General features: G+C 66.2%; 25 protein-coding genes. 14 read left to right on the top strand and 11 right to left on the bottom strand.

Annotated elements, in window-relative coordinates:
• Window positions 1-76 precede the first annotated feature (76 nt).
• Entirely contained in the window at window positions 77-442 is a 366-nt protein-coding gene (locus AC3WQZ_RS21295; RefSeq protein WP_010809649.1) for a DUF2880 domain-containing protein, read from the top strand.
• Between the two features lie 122 nt (window positions 443-564).
• Window positions 565-1,047 carry a DUF1579 domain-containing protein gene (locus AC3WQZ_RS21290; RefSeq protein ID WP_010809650.1) on the top strand — a complete coding sequence of 161 codons (483 nt, stop codon included), beginning with the start codon at window positions 565-567 and terminating at the stop codon, window positions 1,045-1,047.
• Here AC3WQZ_RS21290 and AC3WQZ_RS21285 read toward each other — a convergent pair.
• The 4 genes from AC3WQZ_RS21285 to AC3WQZ_RS21270 all read right to left on the bottom strand — a co-directional run bounded on the left by AC3WQZ_RS21285 (window position 1,044) and on the right by AC3WQZ_RS21270 (window position 4,668).
• Entirely contained in the window at window positions 1,044-3,305 is a 2,262-nt protein-coding gene (locus AC3WQZ_RS21285) for a VTT domain-containing protein (RefSeq protein WP_492301200.1), read from the bottom strand. The two genes, AC3WQZ_RS21290 and AC3WQZ_RS21285, sit on opposite strands and share 4 nt — an antisense overlap.
• Before the next feature lie 206 nt (window positions 3,306-3,511).
• Window positions 3,512-3,850, bottom strand: a complete 339-nt coding sequence (locus AC3WQZ_RS21280) for a hypothetical protein (RefSeq protein WP_231881494.1) — start codon at window positions 3,848-3,850, stop codon at window positions 3,512-3,514.
• Window positions 3,851-4,001: 151 nt separating this feature from the next.
• On the bottom strand, window positions 4,002-4,199 hold the full coding sequence (locus tag AC3WQZ_RS21275) for a hypothetical protein (protein WP_010809653.1): 198 nt from the start codon (window positions 4,197-4,199) through the stop codon (window positions 4,002-4,004).
• A gap of 196 nt (window positions 4,200-4,395) precedes the next feature.
• Window positions 4,396-4,668: a DUF2188 domain-containing protein gene (locus tag AC3WQZ_RS21270; RefSeq protein WP_010809654.1), complete on the bottom strand. Its 273-nt coding sequence runs from the start codon at window positions 4,666-4,668 to the stop codon at window positions 4,396-4,398.
• A gap of 269 nt (window positions 4,669-4,937) precedes the next feature.
• Here AC3WQZ_RS21270 and AC3WQZ_RS21265 point away from each other — a divergent pair, with 269 nt between their 5' ends.
• Window positions 4,938-5,081, top strand: a complete 144-nt coding sequence (locus AC3WQZ_RS21265; RefSeq protein ID WP_010809655.1) for an entericidin A/B family lipoprotein — start codon at window positions 4,938-4,940, stop codon at window positions 5,079-5,081.
• 76 nt (window positions 5,082-5,157) lie between these two features.
• On the opposite strand, the gene AC3WQZ_RS21260 is transcribed toward AC3WQZ_RS21265, so the two are convergent.
• Window positions 5,158-6,162: an AraC family transcriptional regulator gene (locus AC3WQZ_RS21260; protein ID WP_010809656.1), complete on the bottom strand. Its 1,005-nt coding sequence runs from the start codon at window positions 6,160-6,162 to the stop codon at window positions 5,158-5,160.
• A gap of 146 nt (window positions 6,163-6,308) precedes the next feature.
• Here AC3WQZ_RS21260 and AC3WQZ_RS21255 point away from each other — a divergent pair, with 146 nt between their 5' ends.
• Window positions 6,309-7,487 (top strand): acyl-CoA dehydrogenase family protein, encoded by a 1,179-nt coding sequence (locus tag AC3WQZ_RS21255; protein ID WP_439672583.1) that lies wholly within the window; start codon window positions 6,309-6,311, stop codon window positions 7,485-7,487.
• On the top strand, window positions 7,484-8,047 hold the full coding sequence (locus AC3WQZ_RS21250; RefSeq protein ID WP_010809658.1) for a flavin reductase family protein: 564 nt from the start codon (window positions 7,484-7,486) through the stop codon (window positions 8,045-8,047). The genes AC3WQZ_RS21255 and AC3WQZ_RS21250 overlap by 4 nt, the downstream gene beginning before the upstream one ends.
• On the opposite strand, the gene AC3WQZ_RS21245 is transcribed toward AC3WQZ_RS21250, so the two are convergent.
• The 5 genes from AC3WQZ_RS21245 to AC3WQZ_RS21225 form a co-directional block, all read right to left on the bottom strand.
• Window positions 8,044-8,910 carry a DMT family transporter gene (locus tag AC3WQZ_RS21245; protein ID WP_010809659.1) on the bottom strand — a complete coding sequence of 289 codons (867 nt, stop codon included), beginning with the start codon at window positions 8,908-8,910 and terminating at the stop codon, window positions 8,044-8,046. The two genes, AC3WQZ_RS21250 and AC3WQZ_RS21245, sit on opposite strands and share 4 nt — an antisense overlap.
• Window positions 8,911-8,941: 31 nt before the next feature.
• Window positions 8,942-9,850, bottom strand: coding sequence for a 2-hydroxy-3-oxopropionate reductase (locus tag AC3WQZ_RS21240; protein ID WP_492301199.1), 909 nt, complete (start codon window positions 9,848-9,850; stop codon window positions 8,942-8,944).
• A 75-nt stretch (window positions 9,851-9,925) separates the two neighbouring features.
• On the bottom strand, window positions 9,926-11,029 hold the full coding sequence (locus AC3WQZ_RS21235) for a malate/lactate/ureidoglycolate dehydrogenase (RefSeq protein WP_058698619.1): 1,104 nt from the start codon (window positions 11,027-11,029) through the stop codon (window positions 9,926-9,928).
• Between the two features lie 113 nt (window positions 11,030-11,142).
• The gene (locus AC3WQZ_RS21230; RefSeq protein WP_011616901.1) at window positions 11,143-11,427 is read right to left on the bottom strand and encodes a CppA family protein; all 285 of its coding nucleotides are present in this window, start codon (window positions 11,425-11,427) and stop codon (window positions 11,143-11,145) included.
• A 107-nt stretch (window positions 11,428-11,534) separates the two neighbouring features.
• Window positions 11,535-12,287: a DUF1345 domain-containing protein gene (locus tag AC3WQZ_RS21225; protein ID WP_492301197.1), complete on the bottom strand. Its 753-nt coding sequence runs from the start codon at window positions 12,285-12,287 to the stop codon at window positions 11,535-11,537.
• 56 nt (window positions 12,288-12,343) lie between these two features.
• Here AC3WQZ_RS21225 and AC3WQZ_RS21220 point away from each other — a divergent pair, with 56 nt between their 5' ends.
• A complete protein-coding gene (locus tag AC3WQZ_RS21220) occupies window positions 12,344-13,876 on the top strand; it encodes an FAD-dependent oxidoreductase (protein ID WP_010809664.1) in 1,533 nt (510 codons plus the stop codon).
• Here the strand turns inward: AC3WQZ_RS21220 and AC3WQZ_RS21215 are convergent.
• Window positions 13,873-14,829: a Dyp-type peroxidase gene (locus tag AC3WQZ_RS21215; protein ID WP_010809665.1), complete on the bottom strand. Its 957-nt coding sequence runs from the start codon at window positions 14,827-14,829 to the stop codon at window positions 13,873-13,875. The two genes, AC3WQZ_RS21220 and AC3WQZ_RS21215, sit on opposite strands and share 4 nt — an antisense overlap.
• A gap of 532 nt (window positions 14,830-15,361) precedes the next feature.
• On the opposite strand from AC3WQZ_RS21215, the gene selB reads away from it, so the two are divergent.
• The 8 genes from selB (at window position 15,362) to ccmC (ending at window position 24,452) form a co-directional block, all read left to right on the top strand.
• A complete protein-coding gene (gene selB / locus AC3WQZ_RS21210) occupies window positions 15,362-17,272 on the top strand; it encodes a selenocysteine-specific translation elongation factor (protein ID WP_010809666.1) in 1,911 nt (636 codons plus the stop codon).
• Between the two features lie 583 nt (window positions 17,273-17,855).
• Window positions 17,856-19,826 carry an FAD-dependent oxidoreductase gene (locus AC3WQZ_RS21205; RefSeq protein ID WP_492301195.1) on the top strand — a complete coding sequence of 657 codons (1,971 nt, stop codon included), beginning with the start codon at window positions 17,856-17,858 and terminating at the stop codon, window positions 19,824-19,826.
• Between the two features lie 69 nt (window positions 19,827-19,895).
• A complete protein-coding gene (locus AC3WQZ_RS21200; protein ID WP_492301221.1) occupies window positions 19,896-21,260 on the top strand; it encodes an ammonia-forming cytochrome c nitrite reductase subunit c552 in 1,365 nt (454 codons plus the stop codon).
• A gap of 54 nt (window positions 21,261-21,314) precedes the next feature.
• On the top strand, window positions 21,315-21,890 hold the full coding sequence (locus AC3WQZ_RS21195) for a Tll0287-like domain-containing protein (protein WP_011616907.1): 576 nt from the start codon (window positions 21,315-21,317) through the stop codon (window positions 21,888-21,890).
• 80 nt (window positions 21,891-21,970) lie between these two features.
• Entirely contained in the window at window positions 21,971-22,387 is a 417-nt protein-coding gene (locus AC3WQZ_RS21190; RefSeq protein ID WP_010809670.1) for a globin family protein, read from the top strand.
• Between the two features lie 18 nt (window positions 22,388-22,405).
• A complete protein-coding gene (gene ccmA / locus AC3WQZ_RS21185; protein WP_010809671.1) occupies window positions 22,406-23,062 on the top strand; it encodes a cytochrome c biogenesis heme-transporting ATPase CcmA in 657 nt (218 codons plus the stop codon).
• On the top strand, window positions 23,044-23,715 hold the full coding sequence (gene ccmB / locus AC3WQZ_RS21180; RefSeq protein ID WP_010809672.1) for a heme exporter protein CcmB: 672 nt from the start codon (window positions 23,044-23,046) through the stop codon (window positions 23,713-23,715). Before ccmA ends, ccmB begins: the two co-directional genes overlap by 19 nt.
• Window positions 23,715-24,452 carry a heme ABC transporter permease CcmC gene (gene ccmC, locus AC3WQZ_RS21175; RefSeq protein WP_010809673.1) on the top strand — a complete coding sequence of 246 codons (738 nt, stop codon included), beginning with the start codon at window positions 23,715-23,717 and terminating at the stop codon, window positions 24,450-24,452. Before ccmB ends, ccmC begins: the two co-directional genes overlap by 1 nt.
• The last annotated feature ends 146 nt before the right edge of the window (window positions 24,453-24,598 follow it).

The following is a 24,598-nucleotide window of genomic DNA, read 5'->3' as shown; positions in this document are numbered from 1 at the left end:
GGTGCCGTGGCCTGAACGGCATCGGCGCTGGCGTTAGAATGTGGCGCCCAGTTCTGCCCCAGCCCAGGAGTCCAAGATGCTTTCGCCGCTTTTCCCGCGTTCCCTGTCCACCGCGCTGGTGATGGCGTTGTCGGTCACGTGCGCGTCGGCGGCGCTGGCCGCGGGGCAGGATGAAGCGCCAAAGCCGCGCGGCAAGGACGAGGCCCCGGAGGCCCCGGTCGCCTGCATGAAGGCGGTCAAGGCAGCGCTGCCCAATCCCGCCAGCTTCAAGTGGGTCAGCGGCAAGGCCCGCAAGGTGGCCGAAGACGCCTACAGCGTGGTGGCCGACGTCGAATACCTGGCGCAGGACGGCGCCGTGCGCAAGGCCAAGGTCCAGTGCGACGTGCTGCGCGCCCCGGGCAACCAGTTCGTGGTGCCCAAGGTCAGGCTGCCGCAGCACTAGGTCCCGGCAGGCCAGCGCGGCACAGCAAATCCCAGGTAAAAGTGGACGCTGTCCATTTCATTTGCTAGGCTATGTGTACGGCATCCACAAACATCTGTGGGTGCAATCCAAGGAGACCGCGAATGAAGACCGAAGCGCAGAAGGAGCACCGCTGGCTGCAACGGCTGGTGGGCAACTGGATCGCCGAAGGCGAGGCATCGATGGGGCCGGACCAGCCGGTGCAGAAGTGGGAGATTCCCGAGCGCGTGAGCAGCGTCGGCGACGTCTGGGTCCAGTGCGTGACGCAGGGCGACATGCCCGGCTGCGGCCCGTCCACCACGGTCATGACGCTGGGCTACGATCCCGCCCGCAAGCATTTCGTCGGGACCTTCATCGGCTCGATGATGACGCACCTGTGGATCTATGAAGGCGACCTCGATGCCGGCGGCCAGCAACTGACGCTGCGTGCCGAGGGGCCGGATTGCTCCGGCAATGGCCGCATGGCGCAGTACCGCGACGTGATCACCTTCACCGACGACGACCACCGCACGCTGACGTCCTACATGCTGGGCGAGAACGGCGAGTGGACCCAGTTCATGAACGCCAGCTATCGCCGCCAGCGTTAAGCCTGGCGGCGCTGGGCCGCGAGCCGTGCCAGCCGGCCGCGCGGGCCGGGCGGATCGTCGTGCGGGTGCGCGGCGCTGCCCCCGGCATGGCGCCGGCGCCGGCGGCGGAGCACCAGCAGCAGCGACGCCGGCACCAGCAGCACCAGCGCCAGCAAGGCGAACGTGAACAGGCCCGGATCGCGCGCCGCGGCGGCGACCCGGTTCACCAGGCAGGCAGCGACCACGATGCCGGGCAGCATGCCCAGCGCGGTGCCGACCAGGCAATCGCGCAGGCCGATGCGCGATGCGCCGATCACCAGGTTGACCAGCGCGAACGGTGCAATCGGCACCAGCCGCAGCACCACCATCGCCACCAGTCCGTGCTTGCCCAACTGCTGGCTGACCCGGTTCAGCCGTCTGCCGCCAAAGCGGCGCACAGTATTGCGCCCCAGCAAGCGGCCGGCCAGGTAGCCTGCGCCGGTGCTCAGCACGGTGCCACACAGCGCCAGCGCGGCGCCGTAGAGCGGGCCGAATATGACCACGGTCAGCAGGATCAGCAGCGTCACCGGCAGCATTGTCACCGCGCCGGCCAGGTAGATGCCCATCATCGCCAGCGGTGCCAGCGGCATCTCGTCCAGCTGCTCGACCACGCCGAGCAGCGCGCGGAAGTCCGCCCATTCGCGCAGCGGCGTATGGCGCCATGCAAATGCCAGCCCCGCCAGCATCAGCGCCAGCACCACCATCATCCCGACGCGCCCGAGCACGCGCGGGCGTGCCTCATGGCTGACGAACTCGGCCAGCACCTGGTCGCTGTCGATCGGCTCGATCGGGTCCAGCAGGTTGGCCGCCGGCGAAGCGGCATCGACATCGTCCGGCAACGGCGGCTCGTAGGCTTCCAGCGAGCGCCCGTCCGCGCGCTGCAGGTTGCGGATGGCCGCAAGCACGCTGCGGGTGGCGGCGACCTCGGCCTGGAAGGTTTCAGGTGCCACATCCAGGTGCTCGCCCAGCAGCCGTGCGCGCATGGCGGCAATGGCCGCCTGCACGCGCGGGTCGCCGCCCGACATCACCACCACATTGCACTCGGTATCCAGCCCCAGCGAGCGGTTGCTGAGGTTGGACGAGCCGATGGTGATGAGGTCGTCGTCGATCACCGTGACCTTGCTATGCACATTGACACATTCGGGCATCAGGCCGGGAATCGACGGGCAGTACAGGCAGAAGCGTTCGTGCGTGTCGGCCGCACGCAGGCGGCGGTACAGGCGAGCGCGCAGCACGCCCATGCTGTGCGCTTCCAGCCAGCCGCTCTCGTTGCGTCTCGACACCAGCACGATATCGGGGCCGTCCTCGTGCCCCAGCCGTGCCTCCAGCGCGTTGGCGATCTCGCGCGAGCTGAAGTACTGGTTCTCCATGTAGATGCTGTGCCGGGCCGAGGCGATGGCATCGTGCAGCAGCATGCGGATCTCGCTGACACCGGGCTCGTCCTCGCACATGGGCATGGTGCGGGCGATGGCGACGCGCACATCGGTCAGCTCCGGCGCCAGGCCTGGCGGCCACGGGTCTGACGAGGTGGCCGCAACCGGGCGCGGCTCGCTGCCGCTGGCGCGCAGCCAGCGCGCCGCGCATAGGGTGCCCAGCGCCGCGGCGGCGGGGCCGTCGAGCGCGCACTGCACGTCATGGAAGGGCGGGTAGGGCTTGCCTTCGGCCATGCGCAACGGCGCGCCGGGGGCATGGCGGTTGTCGTCCCAGCGGCGCAGCGTCAGGTCCAGCCCGCCGACAAAGGCGAGCTTGTTGTCGATCACTACTACCTTCTGGTGGTGCGAGGCGCCCGGGGGATGGTTGCCGTCAAGCCGGAACGCCAGGTGCCGGTGCGCCTGCCAGTGCGCGCTGGCCGACGGCAGCCACTCGCGCTCCATCGCCATCACCATGGCGTAGTCCCAGCTCAGGATATAGATGCGCAGCTCAGGGCGCTGGTCCGCCAGCGCGCACAGGAAGTCGCGCAGGCCCGCCGGCAGGCCGTCTTGTGCGCCCTGCGGCACCAGTTCCATGCGGCTGTCGATATCCCAGCCCAGGATGAAGATGGTGTGCTCGGCGCGCGGCAGCGCTTCGCGCAACGCGCGGAAGTAGGCGTCGGCGTCGACCAGCATGGCAAAGCGCTGGCAGGGCTCGACGCGCCAGCAGTTGCGCCCCGGCTCCGGCGTAAAGGCGGCCGGGGCCTGGTGATCATGCGGAGGGCCAGTGGCGGGAGACGCGGTGGTGCCGGGCGGGTTGTGTTGCCTCATGTCGCACGCTTCGGGGAGGTTCAGCCAGAAACGTCGCGCAAGTTCCGTACCGGTGCGCCAAGCGGGCTGGTCCAGGCGTGCAGGCAATGCCCCGGGGGATAAGGGCCAGCCGTGGGCGGCTCAGGCGCGTGTGCGCTTTACCTGCCCTTTGTAAGAACGGCATGCCGGCGCGGGCGGGTCGGAAGACCCGGCATGCGGCGAAGACGCTACGACGGATGGCCGCGCCGCAGCGCCGTGGGGCGCGCAATGCCCCAGACATCCAGTAGCGGCTCGAAATGCGGTTTGCTTTCGCGCGGTGCCGGCGCCACGCGGCGCGGCGGCGGCAAAGGCCGGCCGGTCAGCACTAGCGGGGTATCGGCCTCTGCCGGCGATTCAGGCTCGCCGGCGTAGGCCACTACGCCCATCTGGCGGGCGGACTTCAGCGCGCGCGTCAGTTCCGCGGCGTTCAGGCGGCTGGCGGCGGCAAGCTGGTGCCGGGGCATGGGCCCCTTGGCACGCAGGCTGGAAATCAACGCCATCACGCATTCCCGGGTGGTTCGATTCATTTCGCTGCGTCAGGAAAAAGGGTACAGCGGTGGGCTCGCCAATCGAGCCTGCCGCGTACGGTACCCATTCTTTCGCAGGGGTCATATCCTTGCCAACCGGATATGACACTTGTTCACATTTCCTAGCGCAGAGAGAGGAATCGTCCCTAGGCTAATGCCGCGTTTCCGGGTCGCCGGTCGGAAATCTGCGATCCGCGCGGTCGCGCGGGGTCAGCATCGTGCCATGCCGGCGCCACTTGCGCGCGTGCCTGGCATGGATGTCTTCGGCAAGTTCGTGCAGTTCGGCAACCCTGGCGTCGATCGGGTCGGGATAGATGTCCAGCGGGCGATACCTGAGGAACAGGCGCATGGGGGTCTCGGTTGGTCCTGGATAATGGCGTGCTGCCTTGATTCCAGTATCGGTGACAGACCCGTAGCTTTCACGAGCGCAGACGTAACACATTGATTTCACTCAATGTGTTTCCCGCAATGGATTGTTGTGGCCCGCGTTCGCCGCGGGCCCGGGGGATGCAGGGGGAACCGGCGGTTGACGGTGGCCGGGGTGGTCAGTAGCCGACGCGGGCGGTGCCGCGTGCGTCCCGGCAATAGATCTTGCGTTCGCGCACCAGGCCATCGCGGCCGTGGATGCACAACGGCAGGCCATCCGCGCGCGCGCGCATCCAGCCGGCCGCGATCGCGGCTTCCTGGGTCGGGAAATGCAGCGCGGTGTCGTCGCCACCGTTCTCCAGGCCTTCGATGGTGAGTGCCCATCCGCCGTCGCCGGCGTATTCGGCGTTGTCGGTTGCGGCGGGAAGCACGTGGATGCTGCGTGACGTCATGGTGTTCTCCGGAGGGCGTGCGCTGACATTTGATTTTTAAGCGACGGCGCCGCCGCGGGTATCCGTCGATGTCCTACAAGCGCGCACGCGGTGACGGCCGGTCGCGCCGTCGGCTGACATCCCGGTAGGACGAAAGCCGACTTTTTGCGCTGCGGTGCGTTGCTACGATCCAATTGCCGGTCGGGCAAGCGGCTGCCCGGTCCCAAGCCATTCCGATCCACTCCATCCTGGCGGCGCATGTCGCATCCACACGAAGCAAGGAGATCGTCATGAGAAAGCTATTTGCACTGTTTGCCCTCGCTGGCGTGATGCTGGTCACGGGTTGCAATACCATGGCCGGCGCAGGCAAGGATATCGAGCGCGGCGGCGAGAAGGTACAAGGCGCGGCGGAAAGCACCAAGCAGAAGATGTAAGTCCCGCTGCCTGCCGCCCTGGCATTGCTAAGGCCCGCGTCTGGTGACGCGGGCCGTTGTCTTTGTCACGGCGAATTCAATGTGCGGCCGCCGCCGGCGCCTGCGCCGCATCGATGTGGTTGCGGCGCCAGCTGGCGGGCGGCAGGCCGAACTCGCGCTTGAACGCGCGGCTGAACGCGGCCTCGGAATCGTAGCCGACCGCGCCCGCGACCTCGCTGATGGAACGGTTGCCGCTGCGCAGTTCGGCGGCCGCGGAGCGCAGCCGCCAGTGCGCCAGGTACTGCATCGGTGGCTGCCCCAGCAGGTCGGTAAAGCGCTGCGCCAGCGCCGAGCGCGACAGGCCCACGTTGCCCGCCAGCTCATCGACCGTCCACGGGTAGGCGGGCCGCGCGTGCATGCGCGACAGCGCCCGCCCCACATAGCGGTCGCGCAGGGCGGCAAGCCAGCCGCTTTCATTGTCAGGCAGGGTGTCGATGCAGCGCCGCACTGCCTGCACGAACAGCAGCTCAGACAGCTTGGCCAGCACCGTGGCGGTGCCCGCACGCGGTTCCGCCGCTTCAGACGTGGCAAAGGCCAGCGCCGACGCCAGCCATGCCGATTCCAGCCCGCTGCCCAGCCCTACCTTGAACAGCCGCGGCAGCGACGTCAGCAAGGGGTTGCCCATGGTGTCGTCGAACCCCAGGAAGCCGCACACCATGCGCGTGGTCTCGCCGCCGCCGCCGTAGGAAACGCGCATGACCTCGCCCGGACTGTTGCGCAGCATGTCGTACACCAGCGGAGCGGACGGCAGCGGCTGCAGACGCAGGTCGCTGCCCAGCACGTGCGGCTCGCCCTGCGGCACCACCAGCAGTTCGCCGGTGTCGACCCGCAGGCCCGGGCCGGTGCCGTCGACCAGGCGCGCCCAGCAGACGCCTTCGGTAATCAGGTGGTAGGAGACGACGCGGTCGGCGCGGGGCAGGAAGGCGGCGCGCAATTCAGCATCCGCTTCACTGATCAGGCACCACGGCGACTTGAACTCGCCGTTCAGGAACACGGCACCGCTGAGCTGCACGGCGCGCAAGAGGTCGGACAAGGCATCCATGGTCACATTCCTCCAGATCCGGTGTTTCGCGCAAGAAAGCCGGACGCCCGATCATACGGGCAAGGGGACCGGGCTCCGATACTAGCACCGTGCCTGGCGCCATACAACGCCGCAGCGCACGTATCAGACTAGCCGGAGACAACACCATGGAAACCCTTTCCGCAGCGGATGCCAGCGCAGGCGCACAGGCCGACTGGCTCGGCCTGGCCGCGACCCTGGGCCGCACCTTCGACGCACGCGCGCCAGAGATCGATGCCAGCGGGCAGTTCGTCAGCGCCAACTACGACGACCTGCGCGCGCACCGCTTCTTTGCCGCGGCCGTGCCGCAGGAACTTGGCGGCGCCGGGCTGTCGCACCAGGAGCTGGGCGCGGTGCTGCGCGAGCTGGGCAAGTACTGCGGATCGACCGCGCTGGCCTTTGCCATGCACACCCACCCGGTGGCCACGGCCGCGTGGCGCTGGCGCAATCAGCAAGCGCCGGTGGAGGGGCTGCTCAAGCGCGTGGCGGGCGAGCAGATGGTGCTGCTGGGCAGCGGCGGTTCGGACTGGCTGCAGGGCAGCGGCAAGGCTACGCGCGTGGATGGCGGCTTTCGCGTGGATGCGCGCAAGATCTTCGCCAGCGGCGCGCCGGCGGCGGACCTGTTCATGACCTGCGCCGTCCATGACGATCCGGAGAGCGGGCCCACGGTGCTGCATTTCGCGCTGCCGATGAAGTCGCCGGGCGTACGCGTGCTGTCGAACTGGCACACGCTGGGTATGCGCGGCACCGGCTCGCATGATGTGCTGCTTGAAGGCGTGCTGGTTCCGGATACCGCCATTGCCGCCCGCCGCCCCCAAGGCGTGTGGCATCCGATGATGCATACGGTGGCGATGATCGCGCTGCCGCTGATCTATGCGGTCTACGTCGGCGTGGCCGAGGCCGCGCGCGATATCGCGCTGCAGCTGGCGCGCCAGCGGCGCCTGAGCGCACATGCGGTGGAAGCCGCCGGGCGCCTGTGCAACGAGGCCGATGCCGCGCAGCTGGCGCTGGATGCGATGTTCGCGGCGGCATCGGGGCAGGCGCCGGGCGCGGTCACCACCAACCGCATCATGTGCGCCCGCACGCTGGCCGCGCGCGCGGTGCTGGCGACGGTCGAGGCGGCGATGGACCTGGCCGGCGGCGCGGGCTTCTATCGCGATGCCGGGCTGGAGCGGCGCTTTCGCGATGCGCAGGGCGCGCGCTTCCATCCGCTGCAGGCCGGTGCCCAGCAGGAGTACGCAGGGCGCATGGCACTGGGGCTGGATCTCGATGCGCCGCCCGGCGAGGTGCGGCCTGCCGCGCAATGATCCCCGCCCTGGCGCCGCTGCCGTATGACACGCAAGCCTGCAACGACAGCGGCCAGGACGACCCGGCCCGCGCCATCAGCCACGATGGCGCGGCACGGCGGGCCTTGCGCGATGCGCTGGGGCAGTTTGCCACGGGCGTTACCATCGTCACGGCCGCGGACGCCGACGGCCAGCCGGTCGGCGTCACGATCAATGCCTTTACCTCGGTGTCGCTCGCACCGCCGTTGCTGTTGTGGTGCCTGGCACGCAGCTCCGGCAGCCTGGCGGCGCTGCGTGCGGCGCCGTGCCACGCGATCAATGTGCTGGGGAGCGGGCAGCAGGCCTTGTGCCGGCGCTTCGCCGCGCGCGGTGCTGACCGCTTCGCGGGCGTCGATTGCCGCCCCGGGCCGTTTGGCACGGTGCTGATCGGCGGCACGCTGGCGTACTTTATCTGCCGGCACCACTCGGTGCGCGTGGTGGGCGACCACGTGATCTTTGTCGTGGAGGTGGTGGCCTATGGATCGACGCCGGGCGCGCCGCTGGTGTTCCACGCAGGCGGGTTTGAGGTACCAGCGCCTTAGCCGCGCTTGCCCGCGATCACCAGCGCAATGCCGCCCAGCACCGCGGCCGCGCTCAATGCCAGCCGCAGGCTCAGGGCTTCACCGAGCAGCGCGATGCCGCCTGCCGCCGTAATGACCGGCACGCTCAGTTGCACGGTGGCGGCGATGGCGGCCTTCAGCTGCGGCACCACGGCATACCAGATGACATAGCCCAGCCCGGAGGTGATGGCGCCGGACAACAGCGCATAGGCCAGCCCCGCGCCGTCCAGTGAACGCTGCGCCTGCATCACCGCACCCAGCGCCAGCGCCATCGGCACCGCGCGCAGGAAGTTGCCCGCGGTGGTGGAAGCGGGATCCGCGGCGCGCCTGCCGCGCAGCGAATAAACGCCCCATGCGATGCCGGCCGCGATCATCAGCAGCGAGGACGGCAGCGGCGGCGTGGCCAGCCCTGGCAGCAACAGCCACACCAGCCCGGCCAGCGCCAGGGCCAGGCCAATCCATTGCTGCAGGCGCATGGGCTCGCCGGCATAGAGGCCATAGCCGGTCATGGTGGCCTGCACCGCCGCGAACAGCAGCAGCGCGCCGGTCCCCGCGGTGAGGCGCACATAGGCAAAGGAAAAGGCCGCGGCATAGCAGAACAGTGCAAGCGCGGAAATCCAGTTGCCTTCCACCGGCGGCAGCCGTTGCGCCACGACCGTGCGCACCAACTGGTGCCGCGCCACGACGATGACCCACAGCACCAGCGCCGCCGCGGCGACGCGGGCCAGCGTAAAGCTGGCCGCGTCGATGGTGGTGCCCTTCAGCGCGAGCCGGCACAGCAGTGAATTGCCGGCAAAGGCGAGCATCGCCAGTGCGGTCAGCACCACGGTGTTCGCGCGCGGCATGCGGCGGGGTGGGCGGTGGGCGCCGCGTGGTTCAGGCTGCGGGCGGTTCGTCGCCGATGGCGAACGAGGACAGGTGCTCGATCGCCCTGACCAGTCCGGAATGATCCCAGCCCGCGCCGCCCAGCCCGCTGCAGACATTGAACAGCTGCTGGCACGACGCCGTGTTGGGCAGGCCCACGCCGAGCTGGCGCGCGGTGGACAGCGCCAGTTCCAGGTCCTTCTGGTGCAGCGCGATGCGGAAGCCCGGGTCGAAGGTGCGCTTGATCATGCGTTCGCCATGCACTTCCAGGATGCGCGAGCTGGCAAAGCCGCCCATCAGCGCCTCGCGCACGCGCGCGGGATCGGCGCCGGCGCGGGCGGCCAGCACCAGCGCTTCGCAGACCGCCTCGATGGTCAGCGCCACGATCACCTGGTTGGCCACCTTGGCCACCTGGCCGTCGCCGGCCTCGCCCACGCGCGTGATGTTCTTGCCCATCAGCTGCAGGATCGGCAGCACGCGGTCGAATACTTCCTGCTTGCCGCCGGCCATGATCGACAGCGTGCCCGCCTTGGCCCCGACCTCGCCGCCGGAGACCGGCGCATCGATATAGTCGACCCCGAGCGCTTCGATGCAGCGCGCGAACTCGCGCGTGGCGATCGGCGAGATCGAGCTCATGTCGATCACGGTAATGCCGCCTGCCGTGTCGGCAAGGCCGTCAGCGACCCCCTTCTCGCCAAACAGCACCCGCTCCACGTCGGGCGTGTCAGGCAGCATCAGGATGATGGTTTCCGACTGCTTCGCCACCTCCTCGGCGCTGGCGCAGGCTTTCACGCCGGCATCCTGAAGGTCCTGCGGCACGCCGCTGCGCGTATGGGCGAACACGGTATGCCCGCCGTCGACAAGGTGCTGCACCATGGGCTTGCCCATCACGCCAAGTCCGATAAAGCCGATCTTGCTCATGTCAGTGTCCGGTAGTGGTCAGGCGCCAGGCCGGCCGTGCGTCGCGCACGACGCCGGGTTCATCTCTGATGATAGTCAGTCGCACGCCAGCGCAGACAGCGGCCCCGGCGCAGGCTGCGCGCCGGCGCGCGCGGCCGCCACCCGCGCCGCGGCGTCGTCCAGCTGCGCCAGCGTGCCGGCGTCGACCGGCATATGAGTGGCGCGGGCGGCGCGCCAGGCCCGTTCGGGCTCGCCCGGCAGGCGGATGCCATCCTGCCCCGGCTGCACCCGCGAGGCCTTCATCCAGTCGGCGAACGCCGCCACCTCATGCCCGAAAGACGTGCTGTTGCCCAGGCGCGCGGGATCGAACACGATCGCCAGCATGTTGTTCCAGACCGCGTGCTCATGCCGCAGCGTTTCGGGGCGGATGGTGTGGCCGCCGGTGACCGCGGCACCCAGCAACTCGCACATCACGGCCAGCACATGGCCCTTGTGTTCGCCAAAGGGCCGCAGCGCGCCTTGCGGCGCGCCGTCGGCGGGGTACATCACGGCAGGATCGGCGCTGGGCTCGCCATGCGCGTCCAGCAGGCAGCCGGGCGCCACCGGCACGCCCTTGTTGTGGGCCACACGCACCTTGCCCAGCGCAATCGCGCTGGTGGCGAAGTCCAGCACCAGCGGCGGCTCGCCCGCCACCGGCACGCCGATGGTGAACGGGTTGGTGCCGTAGCGCGCGTCGTAGCCGCCGTGCGGCGCCACGATGGGCTTGGACAGCACGTTGACGAAATGGATCGAGATCATGCCGGCGGCGGTGGCCTGCTCGGCCCAGTGGCCCACGCGCCCCAGGTGGTGCGACTGCCGCAGGCCCATCACGCAGACGCCATGCTCGCGCGCGCGGCCGATGGCCATGTTCATGGCCTGCGCCGTCACCGCCTGGCCCATGCCGCGGTTGCCGTCCAGGCTCAGCATGCTGCCGGCATCGTGCAGCACGCTGACCTGCTGGTTCAGCTGCAGCTCGTCGGCCTGCCAGGCCAGCACATAGCGCGGGATCATGCCGACGCCGTGCGAGTCATGCCCGCTCAGGTTGGCGCCGACCAGGTGGTCGGCCGTCAGGCGCGCCTCTTGCGCGCTGCTGCCCGCGGCAAGCCAGAGATCGGCCACCCACTGGTGCAGGGCGGCGGTAGGGATGCGGTGCTCGCTCATATCGGCCTTGGCTAGGGATGAAAAAAGCCCCGTGCCGTGTGACGGCAACGGGGCTTCATGATACGGCCGGCGCGAGCTTGGTGGCGCCGGCATGGCCGGTGATCGGCTACTGCTTACTGGCGCAGCGCAGCTTCGGCAGGTGACTGGCCAAGGATTTCGCGGATACGGGCCAGGTAGGTATCGCCCACCGCGCGGTGCATGCGCGCCGCCTCGGCCGCGAACTGGCGCCGGCTGGGCGGGCGGATGCCCAGGCTGCGGCAGATCGTTGACAGATAAGGCTTGCGCTGGCCGCCCAGGCGCAGCGCCGCGGTCTGTAGCGCGGCATCGCCGATGCGACCGCGCAGCCAGGCAAGCACCTGGCGGTCATAGTCGTTTTGCACACGGATCAGGTGTTCCATGGACGGGACTCCTACTGTTCATCCATACAGGTACTGTAAATATATACAGTATCCAGAGGGATGCAAGGAGTTTGTCCAGGAACACTTCGGGCGAAAGGCCAAGTTGGCTACAAGCCACCCAGGGCGTTCACGGTGAACGCCAGAATCCCCATGTTGAAAAGGAACGCGGCCACGCAGTGGCCCAGGACCACCCTGCGCATGTGTGCGCCGGCGATGGTCACGTCAGAAGTCTGAAAAGTCATGCCCAGCGTGAAGCTGAAATAGAGGAAGTCCCAATAGCTGGGGTGCTGCACGCCCGGCACCTGCAGCCCGCCCTGGTCGCCGGTGGCGGTCTGGAGGTAGTAGAGATGCGCATAGTGCAGCGTGAAAACGGTGTTGGCAAAAAGCCAGGAAAGGATAAGCGTGGCGACGATCAGCGCGATGTCGGCCCAGTGCGGTGTCTCGGGGCGCGCGATCAGCGTGCCGATTGCGACCAGGATCACCATCGAGAGCAGCACGGTGATCGTGAGCAGCGCTGTGCGGTTGGCATCGTTGTGTTCCGCCGTGCGCCGCATGGCCGCAGCATCGGCGCGCAACAGCGGCAGCGCGGCGCCAAGGAAGACAAGGGCCGCGAGATCGAAGCCGATCAGCAGGGCGATGCGTGGCTCTGCGCCGAGCGCACCCGCGGCAAAGGTCGCAACGATCAATATGGCGCCGCACAGCAGAAAGCGTGTGGGTGCGATGCGCTTGCCGATAGCGAAGCGGGCGGGTCTGTTCATGGGGTATTCATCCGGATGACCCTTCGTCAGGAAAGGAGGCTGGCCATGCGTGAATAATATCCGTGCCGTCGCGCAGTTTGTTACGCTGCATGCGCCTTTCATTTGGCGGCCTCGAGGTCGATAATGGCCCTGTGCCATGACCGGCAAGGAGAGACGCCATGACCAAAAGCTCTTCCTCCACGGATAAGCCCGATCTCACCCAAGGCGTGCCGCTGGCTGACCTTGCTGACGGCGGCACGGTCACAGGCCAGGTTGGCGGCAAACCGGTCTTGCTTGTGCGTCGGGCTGATGAACTGTTTGCCATCGGTGCGACCTGTACCCACTATGGCGGGCCACTGGCGGACGGCCTGCTGGTCGGCGATACGATCCGATGTCCGTGGCATCACGCCTGCTTCAGTCTTCGCACCGGCGAGGTCCTCGGGCCGCCCGCCCAGGACGATCTGAAATGCTGGCGCGTGGAACAGCAAGACGGGAAGGCCTTCGTCCGCGAAGCGCTGCCGGCGGTGCGGCCACCGAGGCTTGCCTCGGCCCGGCTCCCTGAATCAGTGGTGATCATCGGCGGCGGCGCCGCCGGGACTGCCGCGGTCGAAACCCTGCGGCGCGAAGGCTATAGCGGCCCCGTCACGCTGCTGAGTGCCGATCGCTCATTGCCGTACGATCGGCCGAATCTGTCGAAAGACTACCTCGCCGGGACAGCAAACGCGGACTGGCTGCCAATGCGGCCACCGACGTTCTACGCGGATCACGACATCGACGTGCGCTCCGACAGCCGTGTCGTCAAGCTCAGCCCCGAGCAAAAATCCGTCACGCTCTCGGACGGCAGCAACGTGAGCTACGGCGCGCTTCTGCTTGCCGTCGGTGCCGTGCCGATACGGCTGGACGTTCCTGGCGCAACCTTGCCGCACGTGAGCGTGCTCCGCACGCTGGCCGACTGCGACGCCCTGATCGCGCGTCTCGGCACGGCACGCCGATGCGTCGTGGTGGGCGCAAGCTTTATCGGGATGGAAGTCGCGGCAGCGCTGCGAACGCGAGGACTGGAAGTGCATGTTGTCGCGCCCGAAGCGCATCCGATGGAGCGGGTCCTGGGCGCGACGCTCGGCGACATGATCAAGGCGCTTCACGAATCGCACGGGGTAACGTTCCATCTCGGGGCCACGGTGGCAGAGATTCAGCCGGATCGGGTGAGATTGTCGACCGGCGCGGAGCTGGCCGCCGACCTGGTCGTGACCGGGATCGGCGTTCGCCCCGACGTGGCCTTGGCGCAGGACGCCGGCCTCGCACTGGACAAGGGCGTGGCGGTCGATGAATTCCTCCAGACCAGCGAACCTGACATCTATGCCGCGGGCGATATTGCGCGCTGGCCCGACCCGGGAACGGGCCAGCGTATCCGCGTCGAACACTGGGTGGTCGCCGAGCGCCAGGGCGTGGTGGCAGCGCGAAATATCCTGGGACAGCGGCAACGCTTTGCGGCCGTGCCATTCTTCTGGACCCAGCACTATGATGTGGCCATCAACTACGTAGGCCACGCGGAGCAATGGGATCGTTTCGATGTCGACGGCGATCCCGCCGCGCATGACTGTACTGTGACCTATTGGGGCAAGGATAAAAGGCTTGCGGTTGCCACGGTCGGGCGCGACCTGGCGAGCCTTCGCGCGGAGGTGGCGTTCGAGCAGGAGACGACAGGACACTAGGCAGGGGCGAGTGCGCGGTCCGCAAGCCCTTCAAGCAGGTCGGCCGACGGGACAAAGAACAGGCTGCCGGTGACCGCCTTGCTGAAGTCAAGCAGCCGGTCGTAATTGCCGGGCGGCAATCCGACGAACATGTTCTCGAGCATCTTCTCGATCGGCGCGGGCGAACGGGCGTAGCCGATGAAGTAGGTGCCGAACTCGCCCGCGCCAGGGCGGCCGAACGGCATGTTGTCACGCAGGATCTTCACTTCCTGCCCGTTCTCGACCAGCGTAGTCAGCGAACTGTGCGATGACGATGGCTTGACCTCTTCGTCCAGTTCGATGTCGGACAGTTTCTTGCGCCCGATGATCAGTTCCTGTGTCTCCACGGGAAGGGCGTTCCACGCGGTCATATTGTGCAGATACTTCTGCACGATGACGTAGCTGCCACCGGCAAACTCGGCATCCTCGTCGCCGATCACCGTGAAATCGACCGCCTCGCGTCCGGCCGGATTCTCCGTGCCATCGACAAAGCCGATCATCGCCCGCATGTCGAAGTTGCGGAAGCCGTGCACCTCGTCGACAACCTGGATCGCATCGCCGAGCTTGCCGAGCAGTTGCGTGGCAAGCTCAAAGCAGAGGTCCATCGATTCGGCACGGATGTGCAACAGCAGGTCACCCGGCGTGGCGATGGCGACGCGATCGCCGGTGCCGAACTCCCGGAACGGGTGCAGCGCCGCGGGACGGGGCTTGCCGAACAGCCTGTCCCACGCGTCGGCGCCGAAGCCGCAGACACAGGACAGGTTGCCTGACGGCACACGATGGCCGACCGCGCGCACGACGGCGGCAACGTCGGCACACCAAGCGCGGACGGTGCCGGCGTGGTCGTCGCCGTCGGTGAGCGTCGCAACGATGAATATGGCGCTGCGGGTGACTGTGCCGGAAACGGCCTGTGGTTCGGGGATCTTTGTAGGCATCGGACTCTTCATGTTGGTTATACCGATTCGGTTTGCGGGCTGACGGAAGAGAATTCAACGCATAAGCCTACACGAATTGAGTGGCGCCTCTGACCTTTCATTTTCTCCTGACCAGGCAGTGTCAGTTGCAGTTGTCAATCCAGGCAGCTGGAGCAAGGCCTGTGCCTGTGACGGCATCCTTGGGTAGTCAGGCGGTTCGGGCACGCGGCAAGCGCTGCGCGGCCTCCGCGACGGACAAAATGTCCATGCTGAGCCAGGTCTCGCGGGTCATTTTGTCCATTCCGTTGTCACATAAGGCATCGCTTATAGGCACGCAAAGAATCGCTGAATTTACCTTAAGTGGCCAGGCAATTATCTTGTCTCCAACGATGCAGGAACACTAAGCAAAGCGGCATCGAAGCACGCTTCAGCAAGCCTCATCGGCCATTCAAACAAGGATAGGGGAGACCATGCATGATCACGACGAGGATACCCCGGCGACCATCCCTGATGGTCTCCGTCACGTCAGTCTGCCGGGCTACCTGACGCAGCCATGATCGTCGGCACGGCAGGACATATCGATCATGGCAAGACCTGCCTGGTCAGGGCGCTGTCGGGCATGGATACCGACCGACTGGAGGAAAGGAAGGCGCGCGGCTTCTCGATCGAGCTTGGCTATGCGTACGTGCCGCTCGAGAACGGCGACGTGCTCGGCCTGGTCGATGTCCCGGGCCATCAAAAGCTGATTCACACCATGGCCGCGGGCGCATGCGGCATCGACTTCGCGCTGCTCGTGGTCGCCGCCGATGACGGCGTGATGCCGCAAACGCGCGAGCACCTGGCCATTGTGCAACTGCTCGGCATCCGGCGCGGCGCGATCGCGTTGACCAAGGTAGATCGCGTGAATGACGTGCGGCTACGGCAGGTGCGTGAGGAGATCGCGTCTTTCCGGCGCGGCAGCATGCTGGAAGACGCACCGGTTTTTGAAACCTGTGCAATGCGCGCCGACGACCCGGGTGTGAGCGCGTTGAAGCGGCACCTGCATGCGGCGGCGGCCGCGTCGCGAACGAAGCGCGACGACGGGCTGTTCCGCCTTGCGGTTGACCGGGTCTTCACGCTTGCCGGGCAGGGGACGATCGTGACGGGAACCGTGGTGTCCGGGCGCATCCATGTCGGCGACAGGGTGTTGCTCGCGCCGAAGAACGAGTCTGTGCGCGTGAGCGGCATCCATGCGCAGAATCGTCCTGCTGCTGTCGGGCGGGCGGGGCAGCGCTGCGCGCTGAACCTGGCCGGCATCGACAAGGGCGCGATCGAGCGCGGTGACTGGGTGGTCGATGTGCGCCTGGCGCAGGCGTCGGAGCGCATCGATGTGATGCTGACCCTGTTGCCGGACGCCCCTGCGCTGGAGCACTGGGCGCCCATGCATGTTCACCTGGGCACGCAGCACCAGGTGGCGCATGTCGCGCTGCTCGATGGCCCGACGCTTGCGCCCGGCCAGCGCGCGCGCGTGCAGCTTGTGTTCGAGCGGCCGGTATGCGCGCTGCCTGGCGATCCCTTTGTCGTGAGGAACGCGCAGGCCAGCCGCACCATCGGCGGCGGCGATGTACTGGATCCGTTCGCGCCCGCGCGCAAGCGCCGTTCCCCGGCGCGGCTGGCTTGGCTCGACGCGATGCAGGCCATGCTTGACACCGGATCGGTCGGGGCATTGCTCGAGCAGGCGCCACACGGGCTGTCGCGCGCATTGCTGGAACGCCTGAGCGGCATGCCGGCGGCGGCCATCGAGCTGCCGTGTGACACGCGCGTGATCGAACTTCCGGGCAACGATGCCTTGCTGGTGTCCGGCGCGGCGTGGCGGGCGCTGACGGGGCGATTGACCACTGCGCTCCGGCAATTCCACCAACGCTCGCCGGATGTGCTTGGCCCGGAGGTGGCGCGCTTGCGCAGGATCGCTGCACCGCTGGCGCAAGACGCGTTGTGGTGCGCGCTCGTCGATGACGCCTGCGCGCGCGGCGAGATCGTCCGGACCGGCCCCTGGCTGCACCTGCCTGAGCACACCGTGACGCTCGACGACGCGGATCGCACGCTCGCCGCGACGCTGCAGCAGGACATGAAAGCGGGGCGCTTCGATCCGCCATGGGTGCGCGAGCTGGCGAGCGCGCATGGCGTGCCGGAGGACAAGGTGCGGCAACTGATGCGCAAGCTCGCGCGTCATGGCGAGACGTTTCAGGTCGTGCATGACCTGTTCTATGATCCGGAGGCTATTCGCGAGCTGGCCTTGCTCGCCGCTGTCGACGCCAGCAAGAACGCCGGTACGGTCGTCGCCGGGGCATTTCGCAATGCCACCGGACTCGGACGAAAGCGTGCGGTTCAGGTCCTGGAGTTTTTTGACCGTGTTGGCTATACGCGCTTCGACCGTGGCCGCCATCTGGTGCGCACGGACAGTCGTTGGCTGGAGTTGCTCTGACAGGGAAAACCGCCTTCCGCCATTGAGATTCCTGGGAATTCTCAAGCGTTGCGGGGCTCTCCACTCCTCCCTCCTCCCCACACTACATCCTTATCCACAAATTCGAAGCCGTATCGCGGTGACAGCAATACGACGATTCGCACTTTCGTAACGAGCCTCCACCACGCGATCCCGGAATCGGCATCCTGTGCGCCAGCAGACGCGATGCGCGTGCGTCCGCGGCTTCGATGGAATAGGAGATAAATATCATAATTAAATTGGATATAAAGATCATGCTCATTTGAAATTTGAAATACATCGATTAGTCATCATTTTCCCATTTTTAATGCACTGCACGAAAACTGTGCGTGAATTTAAAAAGAATTCAGCGAATATCGCCCGAATACGGCATTTGGTGCTGGCATGCTACTTGCGCTAGGTATGTCCAGGCGCCAACGGCGGCGCAACATTAACTAGTAGTTACGACCAACGGTGGTCGTGATTCCGGGACAAAGGCGTCCGAGTCAGGCGAGCGGTGCTCGCTGGGCCGGATGCATTTTTTTTGTCTGTACGTGGTGCACAGGGGGAGTCAGGGGTGTCAGTGATGCTGCAATCGATACCAAACACAAAGGCTGTCCAAGCGCCGGTCGTCGTGATCGGCACCGGGCCGGTGGGCGTGCGGCTTGCGCAGGACTTGCATCGTCGCGATCCTTCCATTCCGCTGGTGATCTACGGCAACGAACCATGGGAGCCATACAACCGCGTGCGCCTGTCTTCCTTTCTTGCCGGCGATGCGAGCTGGGCCACGCTCACGCAGGGGCTTGCACTGCCGCAGGGACCCGCGATCGCAGCGCGGCTCAATTGCGCAGTGGTGCATGTCGATCGCGGCGCGCAGGAGATTGAAGACTCGGCCGGGCGCACGCAACGCTATTCCCACTTAGTGCTGGCCACCGGATCACGTCCGCGGATCCCGGACGTGCCGGGCATCGGCCAGGCCAATGTCTACGTTTTCCGTGACATGAACGATACCCAGCGGCTGCTCGCACGCCGTATCCGCAGCCGCCGTACGGTGGTGCTGGGCGGGGGGCTGCTGGGTCTGGAAGCGGCGCGCGCAATGCAGCGCTTCAACACCGAGGTGCTGGTCATCGAGAACAACGACCGGCTGATGATGCAGCAATTGGACCAGGCCGCCGCGGATCTGCTGCGCGCCCATGTCGAGGCGGCCGGAATCCAGGTATTGACGGGCGCCGCAGTGAAACGCGTGCATGGTGAAGGAGCGGTTACCGGCATCACCCTGCGCACCGGCGATGTCATCGAATGCGATACCGTCGTGATTGCCGCCGGCATCAAGCCGAACACCGACCTGGCCCTGCAGGCCGGCCTGAATGTGGGGCGCGGCATTCGCGTCAGCGACCGCATGCAGACGTCCGATCCACATATCTACGCCGTTGGCGAATGCGCGGAACATCGCGAACAAGTGTACGGGATCGTCGCCCCTGGCCTGGAACAGGCGGCAGTCGTCGTGCATGCAATATGCGGCGGCGACGCCAGCTATGCCGGTTCGCTACAGGCAACGCGCCTGAAAGTGCTCGATATGCCGGTGTTCAGCGTGGGCCGCGTCGGCGAGCATGACGGTATCGGCTCGGCGAGCACGGCAGCTTATGAAGACAGGAAAGCTGGCATCTACCGCAAGGTGCTGGTCGAGCGCGGTCGTCTGATTGGCGCGATGGCGGTCGGCGAAGGCGCAGACCTGCGTCGGCTGCAGGACGCGGTCAGCGGCAATCACCGGATACTGCCATGGCAGCTTTGGCGGTTTCGCAGGACCGGCTCGCTGTGGCAGGAGGGCGAAGCCAGCGTCGTCAACTGGCCGGCAAGCGCGGTCGTCTGCAACTGCACCGGCGTTACCCGCGGTCAGCTTGGCGAAGCGGCGGCTGCCGGGTGCCGTTCGATCGAGCAACTCGCAGCGTGCACGCGTGCCTCTACGGTATGCGGTTCGTGCAAGCCGTTGCTGGCTGAGCTGGCCGGTGGCACGGTGATGCGAGAACCGGTGCGCGCGCATCGTCCGCTCCAGGGCGCGGCCGCGGCGGCACTGGCGCTCGCCTTGCTGGCACTCGTTGCGCCTGCCATCCCCTTTGCGAAGACGGTGCAGCTGCAGTGGCGCTGGGACGAGCTATGGCTGGTGAGTTTGTATAAGCAGGTCAGCGGATTTTCCATTCTCGGGTTGAGCGTACTTGCCCTGCTTCTCTCATTCCGGAAGCGCTGGTCGCGCCTTGGCTATGGCGATTTTGCCGTCTGGCGCGTGCTGCATGTGGTGCTCGGATTGGGTGTGCTGGCGGGACTCTATGCGCATACGGGAGGCAGGCTTGGCAGCCAGCTGAATTTCCTGTTGATGGCGAGTTTCACCGGCCTGATTCTGGCGGGCAGCATGTCGGGGCTGATGATCGCGCAAGGGCATCGCCTGCCAGTGGCACTGGTTCGGCGCTGGCGCGACAACAGCACCTGGGTGCACATCTTGCTGTTCTGGCCGGTACCCGTGCTGCTCGGGTTCCACATTCTCAAAACTTACTATTTCTAGAGCCTACCAGCGATGGCAAGCAAAAGCCGCAGAGTTCTGTGGGTCTACTGGGGTGTGTTGAGCGTGGCGATGCTGGCATATTTCTCGATTGGGCTGTTCTACAAGGAGGCGGCGAGGCATCCGCTCCTGGTATCCGCGCGCATGGCATTCCTGCCGGGTCAGACCAGCCACGGCCACTACCAGATCGAACTGGCGTGCGAGAGCTGCCACAGCAAGCCGTTCGCCGGCCAGGAGGCCATCCAGGAGGCATGCGTCAAATGCCATGAGAATGAGCTGAAGGAAGCCAGAGATTCGCATCCGGCCAGCAAGTTCGACGATCCGCGCAATGCCGAGCGGCTGGGAAAGATCGATGCGCAGGCATGCGTCACCTGCCATGCCGAGCACAAGCCGCGCACGACGCTTGCCATGGGCGTAACGCAGCCGCAGGACGTCTGCTACCACTGTCATGCCGGTCCGGACGAGATGCCGTCGGACCACAAGGACTTCAAGTTCGACAGCTGCACCGCGGCCGGCTGCCATAACTATCACGACAATCGCGCGCTGTACGAAGATTTCCTGCTAAAGCATGCGCAGGGCGGCAAGCTGAACGAAAAGCCGCTGCTGCCGCAGCGCGATTTTGCCGTAGCGGTGCGTGAGATGAGCGGCTACCCGGCGGCGAAGTATCCGTTCCGGACACTCTCGGCAGCCGAGCAGGATGCGCCGCACGGCAAGCGCGGCAGTATGGCGTTGCAGGCCGACTGGCTCGGCACCGCGCATGCCAGGGCTGGCGTCAATTGCACCGGTTGCCATGCATCGAAGGGCAAGGACGGCTCCACGAAATGGAGTGACCACCCAGGCAGCCCAGCAGCGTGCGAAGGATGCCATGCGGCCGAGGCCAAGGGGTTCCTGGCGGGAAAGCACGGCATGCGACTGGCGCAAGGCCTGACGCCGATGACGCCCGGCGACGCCCGTCTGCCAATGAAGGAAGCGGCTGCCCACACGGAACTTGGTTGTACTTCCTGCCATTCTGCCCATCGCTTCGATGCCAGGACAGCGGCGGTGGAGTCATGCATGAGTTGCCATGACGACAAACACACCCTGGCCTACAAGAGTTCGCCGCACTACGCGCTGTGGCAAAAGGAGACCGCCGGACAGGCGCCGCCCGGTTCTGGCGTGACATGCGCCAGCTGCCACATGCCGCGGGTGCGGATGTCCACCGACGAAGGCTCGCGCATCGTGGTTCAGCACAACCAGAACGATACCCTGCGGCCGAACGAAAAAATGATACGGACCACGTGCATAAGCTGCCACGGGCTCGGCTTCTCGATCGACGCGCTGGCCGACAAGACGTTGATCGACAACAACTTCAAAGGCATGCCGGCCCGGCACGTGAAGAGTATCGACATGGCTGTGGCCAAGGATGCAGAAACGCGCAGCAAGCGAAGCACGCCGTAGCTGCGCGTCGTTCTGGCGCTTGCGGGCTTCTTTTCAACAGTGAAGGAGAGAGAAATGAAACGATATGCGAACTTGCAGGCAAGCAGTCTGGCAATGGGCGCGGCGCTGGCCGTTAGCGCCTTTCCCGCACACGCATCCGGCATCAGTCCAAAGGAAATGGCGGATGCCCTGCACGCCGTGATGGCGGCCGACCGGACCGTGTATACCCGCCTGATCGTCAACCGCCTGCAGAACGAAGAGAAGGTGATCAAGGCGACTGAGCACTGGAAGGATGAGAAGACATTGGTGCTGCCGGCGCAGATGTTTCGCTTCGGCGCGGAGGAGGTAGCCAAGAGCAAGCCGAATTTCAGCTATTCGCTGTTGTCCCTGTGGCCGCTGAATAAGCAGAACGCTGCGAAAACCCCAGTGGAGAAGGAAGGGCTGGACTTCGTCGCCAAGAACCCCGGAAAGAACTTCTACAAGGAAGAGACTCTCGGCAAGAAGACCTATTTCACCGCCGTGTACGCCGACACGGCGATCGCGCCGGCCTGCGTCACTTGCCACAACGGCCATAAGGACAGCCCGCGCACCAATTTCAAGATTGGCGACGTGATGGGTGGCGTGGTGCTGCGCATCCCTGTCAGCAATTGAGCCAGCGAAAAGCTGAGCGATGACGACGTGAAGGCTGTAGCGGATTACATGATCGCAATTGTCAAGTAAAGGAATATTCCATGACACCGCAAGAGATCACCCTGGTACAAAGCTCCTGGCAGAAGGTGGTGCCGATCAAGGAAAAGGCCGCCGAGCTGTTCTACGGCAAGCTGTTCGAAATGGATCCCTCGCTGAGGCCACTGTTCAAGGGCGACACCGTCGAACAGGGGCGCAAGCTGATGGCGATGATCAATACCGTCGTCACGAAACTGGACCAGCTCGACGACATCGTTCCCGCTGTACAGGAACTCGGCCGGCGCCACGTCGCCTATGGCGTCAAGGACGAGGACTACGACACCGTGGCCGGCGCCCTGCTGTGGACACTGGGTGCCGGCCTCGGGGACGCCTTTACCGATGAGGTGAAGGGCGCCTGGACCAGCGCCTACGTGATCCTGGCCGGGGCCATGAAAGACGCCGCCGCGACCGCCTGGGACTGACTCAGGAGGAATGAGGCCATGCTGGAAGCAGTGTCACTGACCGCCGCGCGCGGCGACCGGCCGATTTTCATCAGGCTGGGGCTGCGCGTGGAGCCCGGGCAAGCGGTGCATGTCACAGGCGCCAACGGCAGCGGCAAGACTACCCTGCTGCGAATCCTGGCTGGCCTGCTGCGCCCGGAATCGGGCGAGATCCGATGGAACGGGTGTGCGGTGGCGGCGAGCCGGCCGCTGCCCGATTCCGCATACCTCGGTCACCGCAACGGCCTGAAAGCGGAGCTGAGCGCGCTGGAGAACCTGCGCAGTGCCTGCGCGCTGTACGGTTGCCGCACGGATCGTGCGCACCTGCAGCGGGTGCTGGCACAAGTCGGGCTGGCCGCTGGTGCCGACACCGCTCTCGGGCTGTTGTCGCAGGGGCAGCAGCGCCGGGTTGCGCTGGCGCGTGTGCTGTCCAGTGGCGCGAAGCTATGGCTGCTCGACGAGCCGACCACCGCACTCGACCAGTCCAGCATCCGGGCCTTTGAGGGATTGTGCGAACACCATCTGCAGTCGGGCGGCATGCTGGTGTTTGCGAACCACTACCCGCTGCGGCTGGTGGCCGCGCGGATGCGCGAGCTTGCCATCCCGGCAATCGCCGCTCGATCGCAGCAGGAGGCGGCATGCTGGATCCGGTCCTGAAACTGATCGCGCGTGAGCTGCTGCTGGCGTGGCGTCGCCCGTCGGCGGTGCTGACACCGCTCGCCTTTTTTGTCGCGGTGGTCAGCCTGTTTCCGCTGGCGGTTGGCCCGGAGCGGATGTTTCTCGCCAGGCTGGCGCCCGGTGTGATCTGGGTCGCCGCCTTGCTGGCGACGCTGCTGGGCATGGAGCGTTTGTTCGAATCCGATTTCCGCGACGGCAGCCTGGAAGTCATCGCGCTCGCGCCGCAGTCCCTGACCTTGATGGTGCTCGGCAAGGTGACCGGCTTCTGGCTCGGGGCGGGCCTGCCGCTGGTGTTGCTGACGCCACTGCTTGGCGTTCAGCTCGGCGTGCCTGACGGCGAGCTGGCACAACTGGCACTGTCGCTGCTGCTCGGTACGCCGACGCTGTGCCTGATCGCGGCAATCGCTGCCGCGCTGACGCTGTCGCTGCAGCGCGGCGGCCCGCTGCTGGCATTGCTGGTGCTGCCACTGGCAGCGCCGGTACTGGTGTTCGGCTGCGGCGTCGCCGCCGCCAGCACTGCGGCGGAATTGCAGGCGAATCTTTCGCTGCTGGGGGCATGCCTGCTGACTGCCGTTGCGTCGGCGCCATGGGCCACCGCCGCGGCGCTCAGGATTGGATTGGAGTCTGTCTGATGGCCACCTTGAATATCTGGAAGTACGCCGCGCCCCAAGCCTTCTATCCGCTCGCCGGGCATCTGGTGCCATGGTTTGGCGCTGCTGCCGCAGTGTCTGGCGCGATGGCGCTATACCTTGGCCTGGTGGTGGCGCCGCCCGATTTCCGCCAGGGCGAGGTGTACCGCATCCTGTTCATCCATGTCGCGGCCGCCTGGATGTCGATGTTCATCTACGTGGTGATGGCCGTCTACGCCGGGCTTGGCCTGGTGTTCGGCACCCGTCTGTCGTCGCTGATGGCAACCGCGCTGGCGCCCAGCGGTGCGTTGTTCACCTTCCTCACGTTGTGGACCGGCGCACTTTGGGGCAAGCCGACCTGGGGCACCTACTGGGTATGGGACGCGCGCATGACCTCCGAGCTGCTGCTGCTGTTCCTCTATCTCGGCTTCATCGCGCTGCAGGCCGCGATCGACGATCCACGGCGCGCAGCCAGGGCCGGCGGGGTGCTGGCGCTGGTCGGATTGATCAACCTGCCGGTCATCTATTTCTCCGTGACCTGGTGGAACACGCTGCATCAGGGGGCATCGGTCAGTCTGACCAAGGCGCCGCAGATGGCCGGCATCATGATCGTTGCCATGCTGGGCATGACCTTCGCCTTCTGGATGTATGCGATCGCCGTCGCGCTGGCGCGGGTGCGCTGCCTGATCGCGCGCAGCGAGGCCGGCCGCAGGTGGTGGCGGCAAGGCGAGGACATCTGAAACCGACGCGCACTCGGATCAACGCGCTCAACAGCAGGGAGGGAATGATGGATCTGAATGGATTTTTTTGGTTCATCGCCGATCTGCGTGACCGTTTAGAAACAAAAAGGGCCAACAAGCCCACCACTGTTATCTTGGAGTTGCGA

The sequence above is a fragment of the Cupriavidus sp. FW305-26 genome, assembly GCF_058787975.1.
This window is presented reverse-complemented; position numbering and strand designations above follow the sequence as displayed.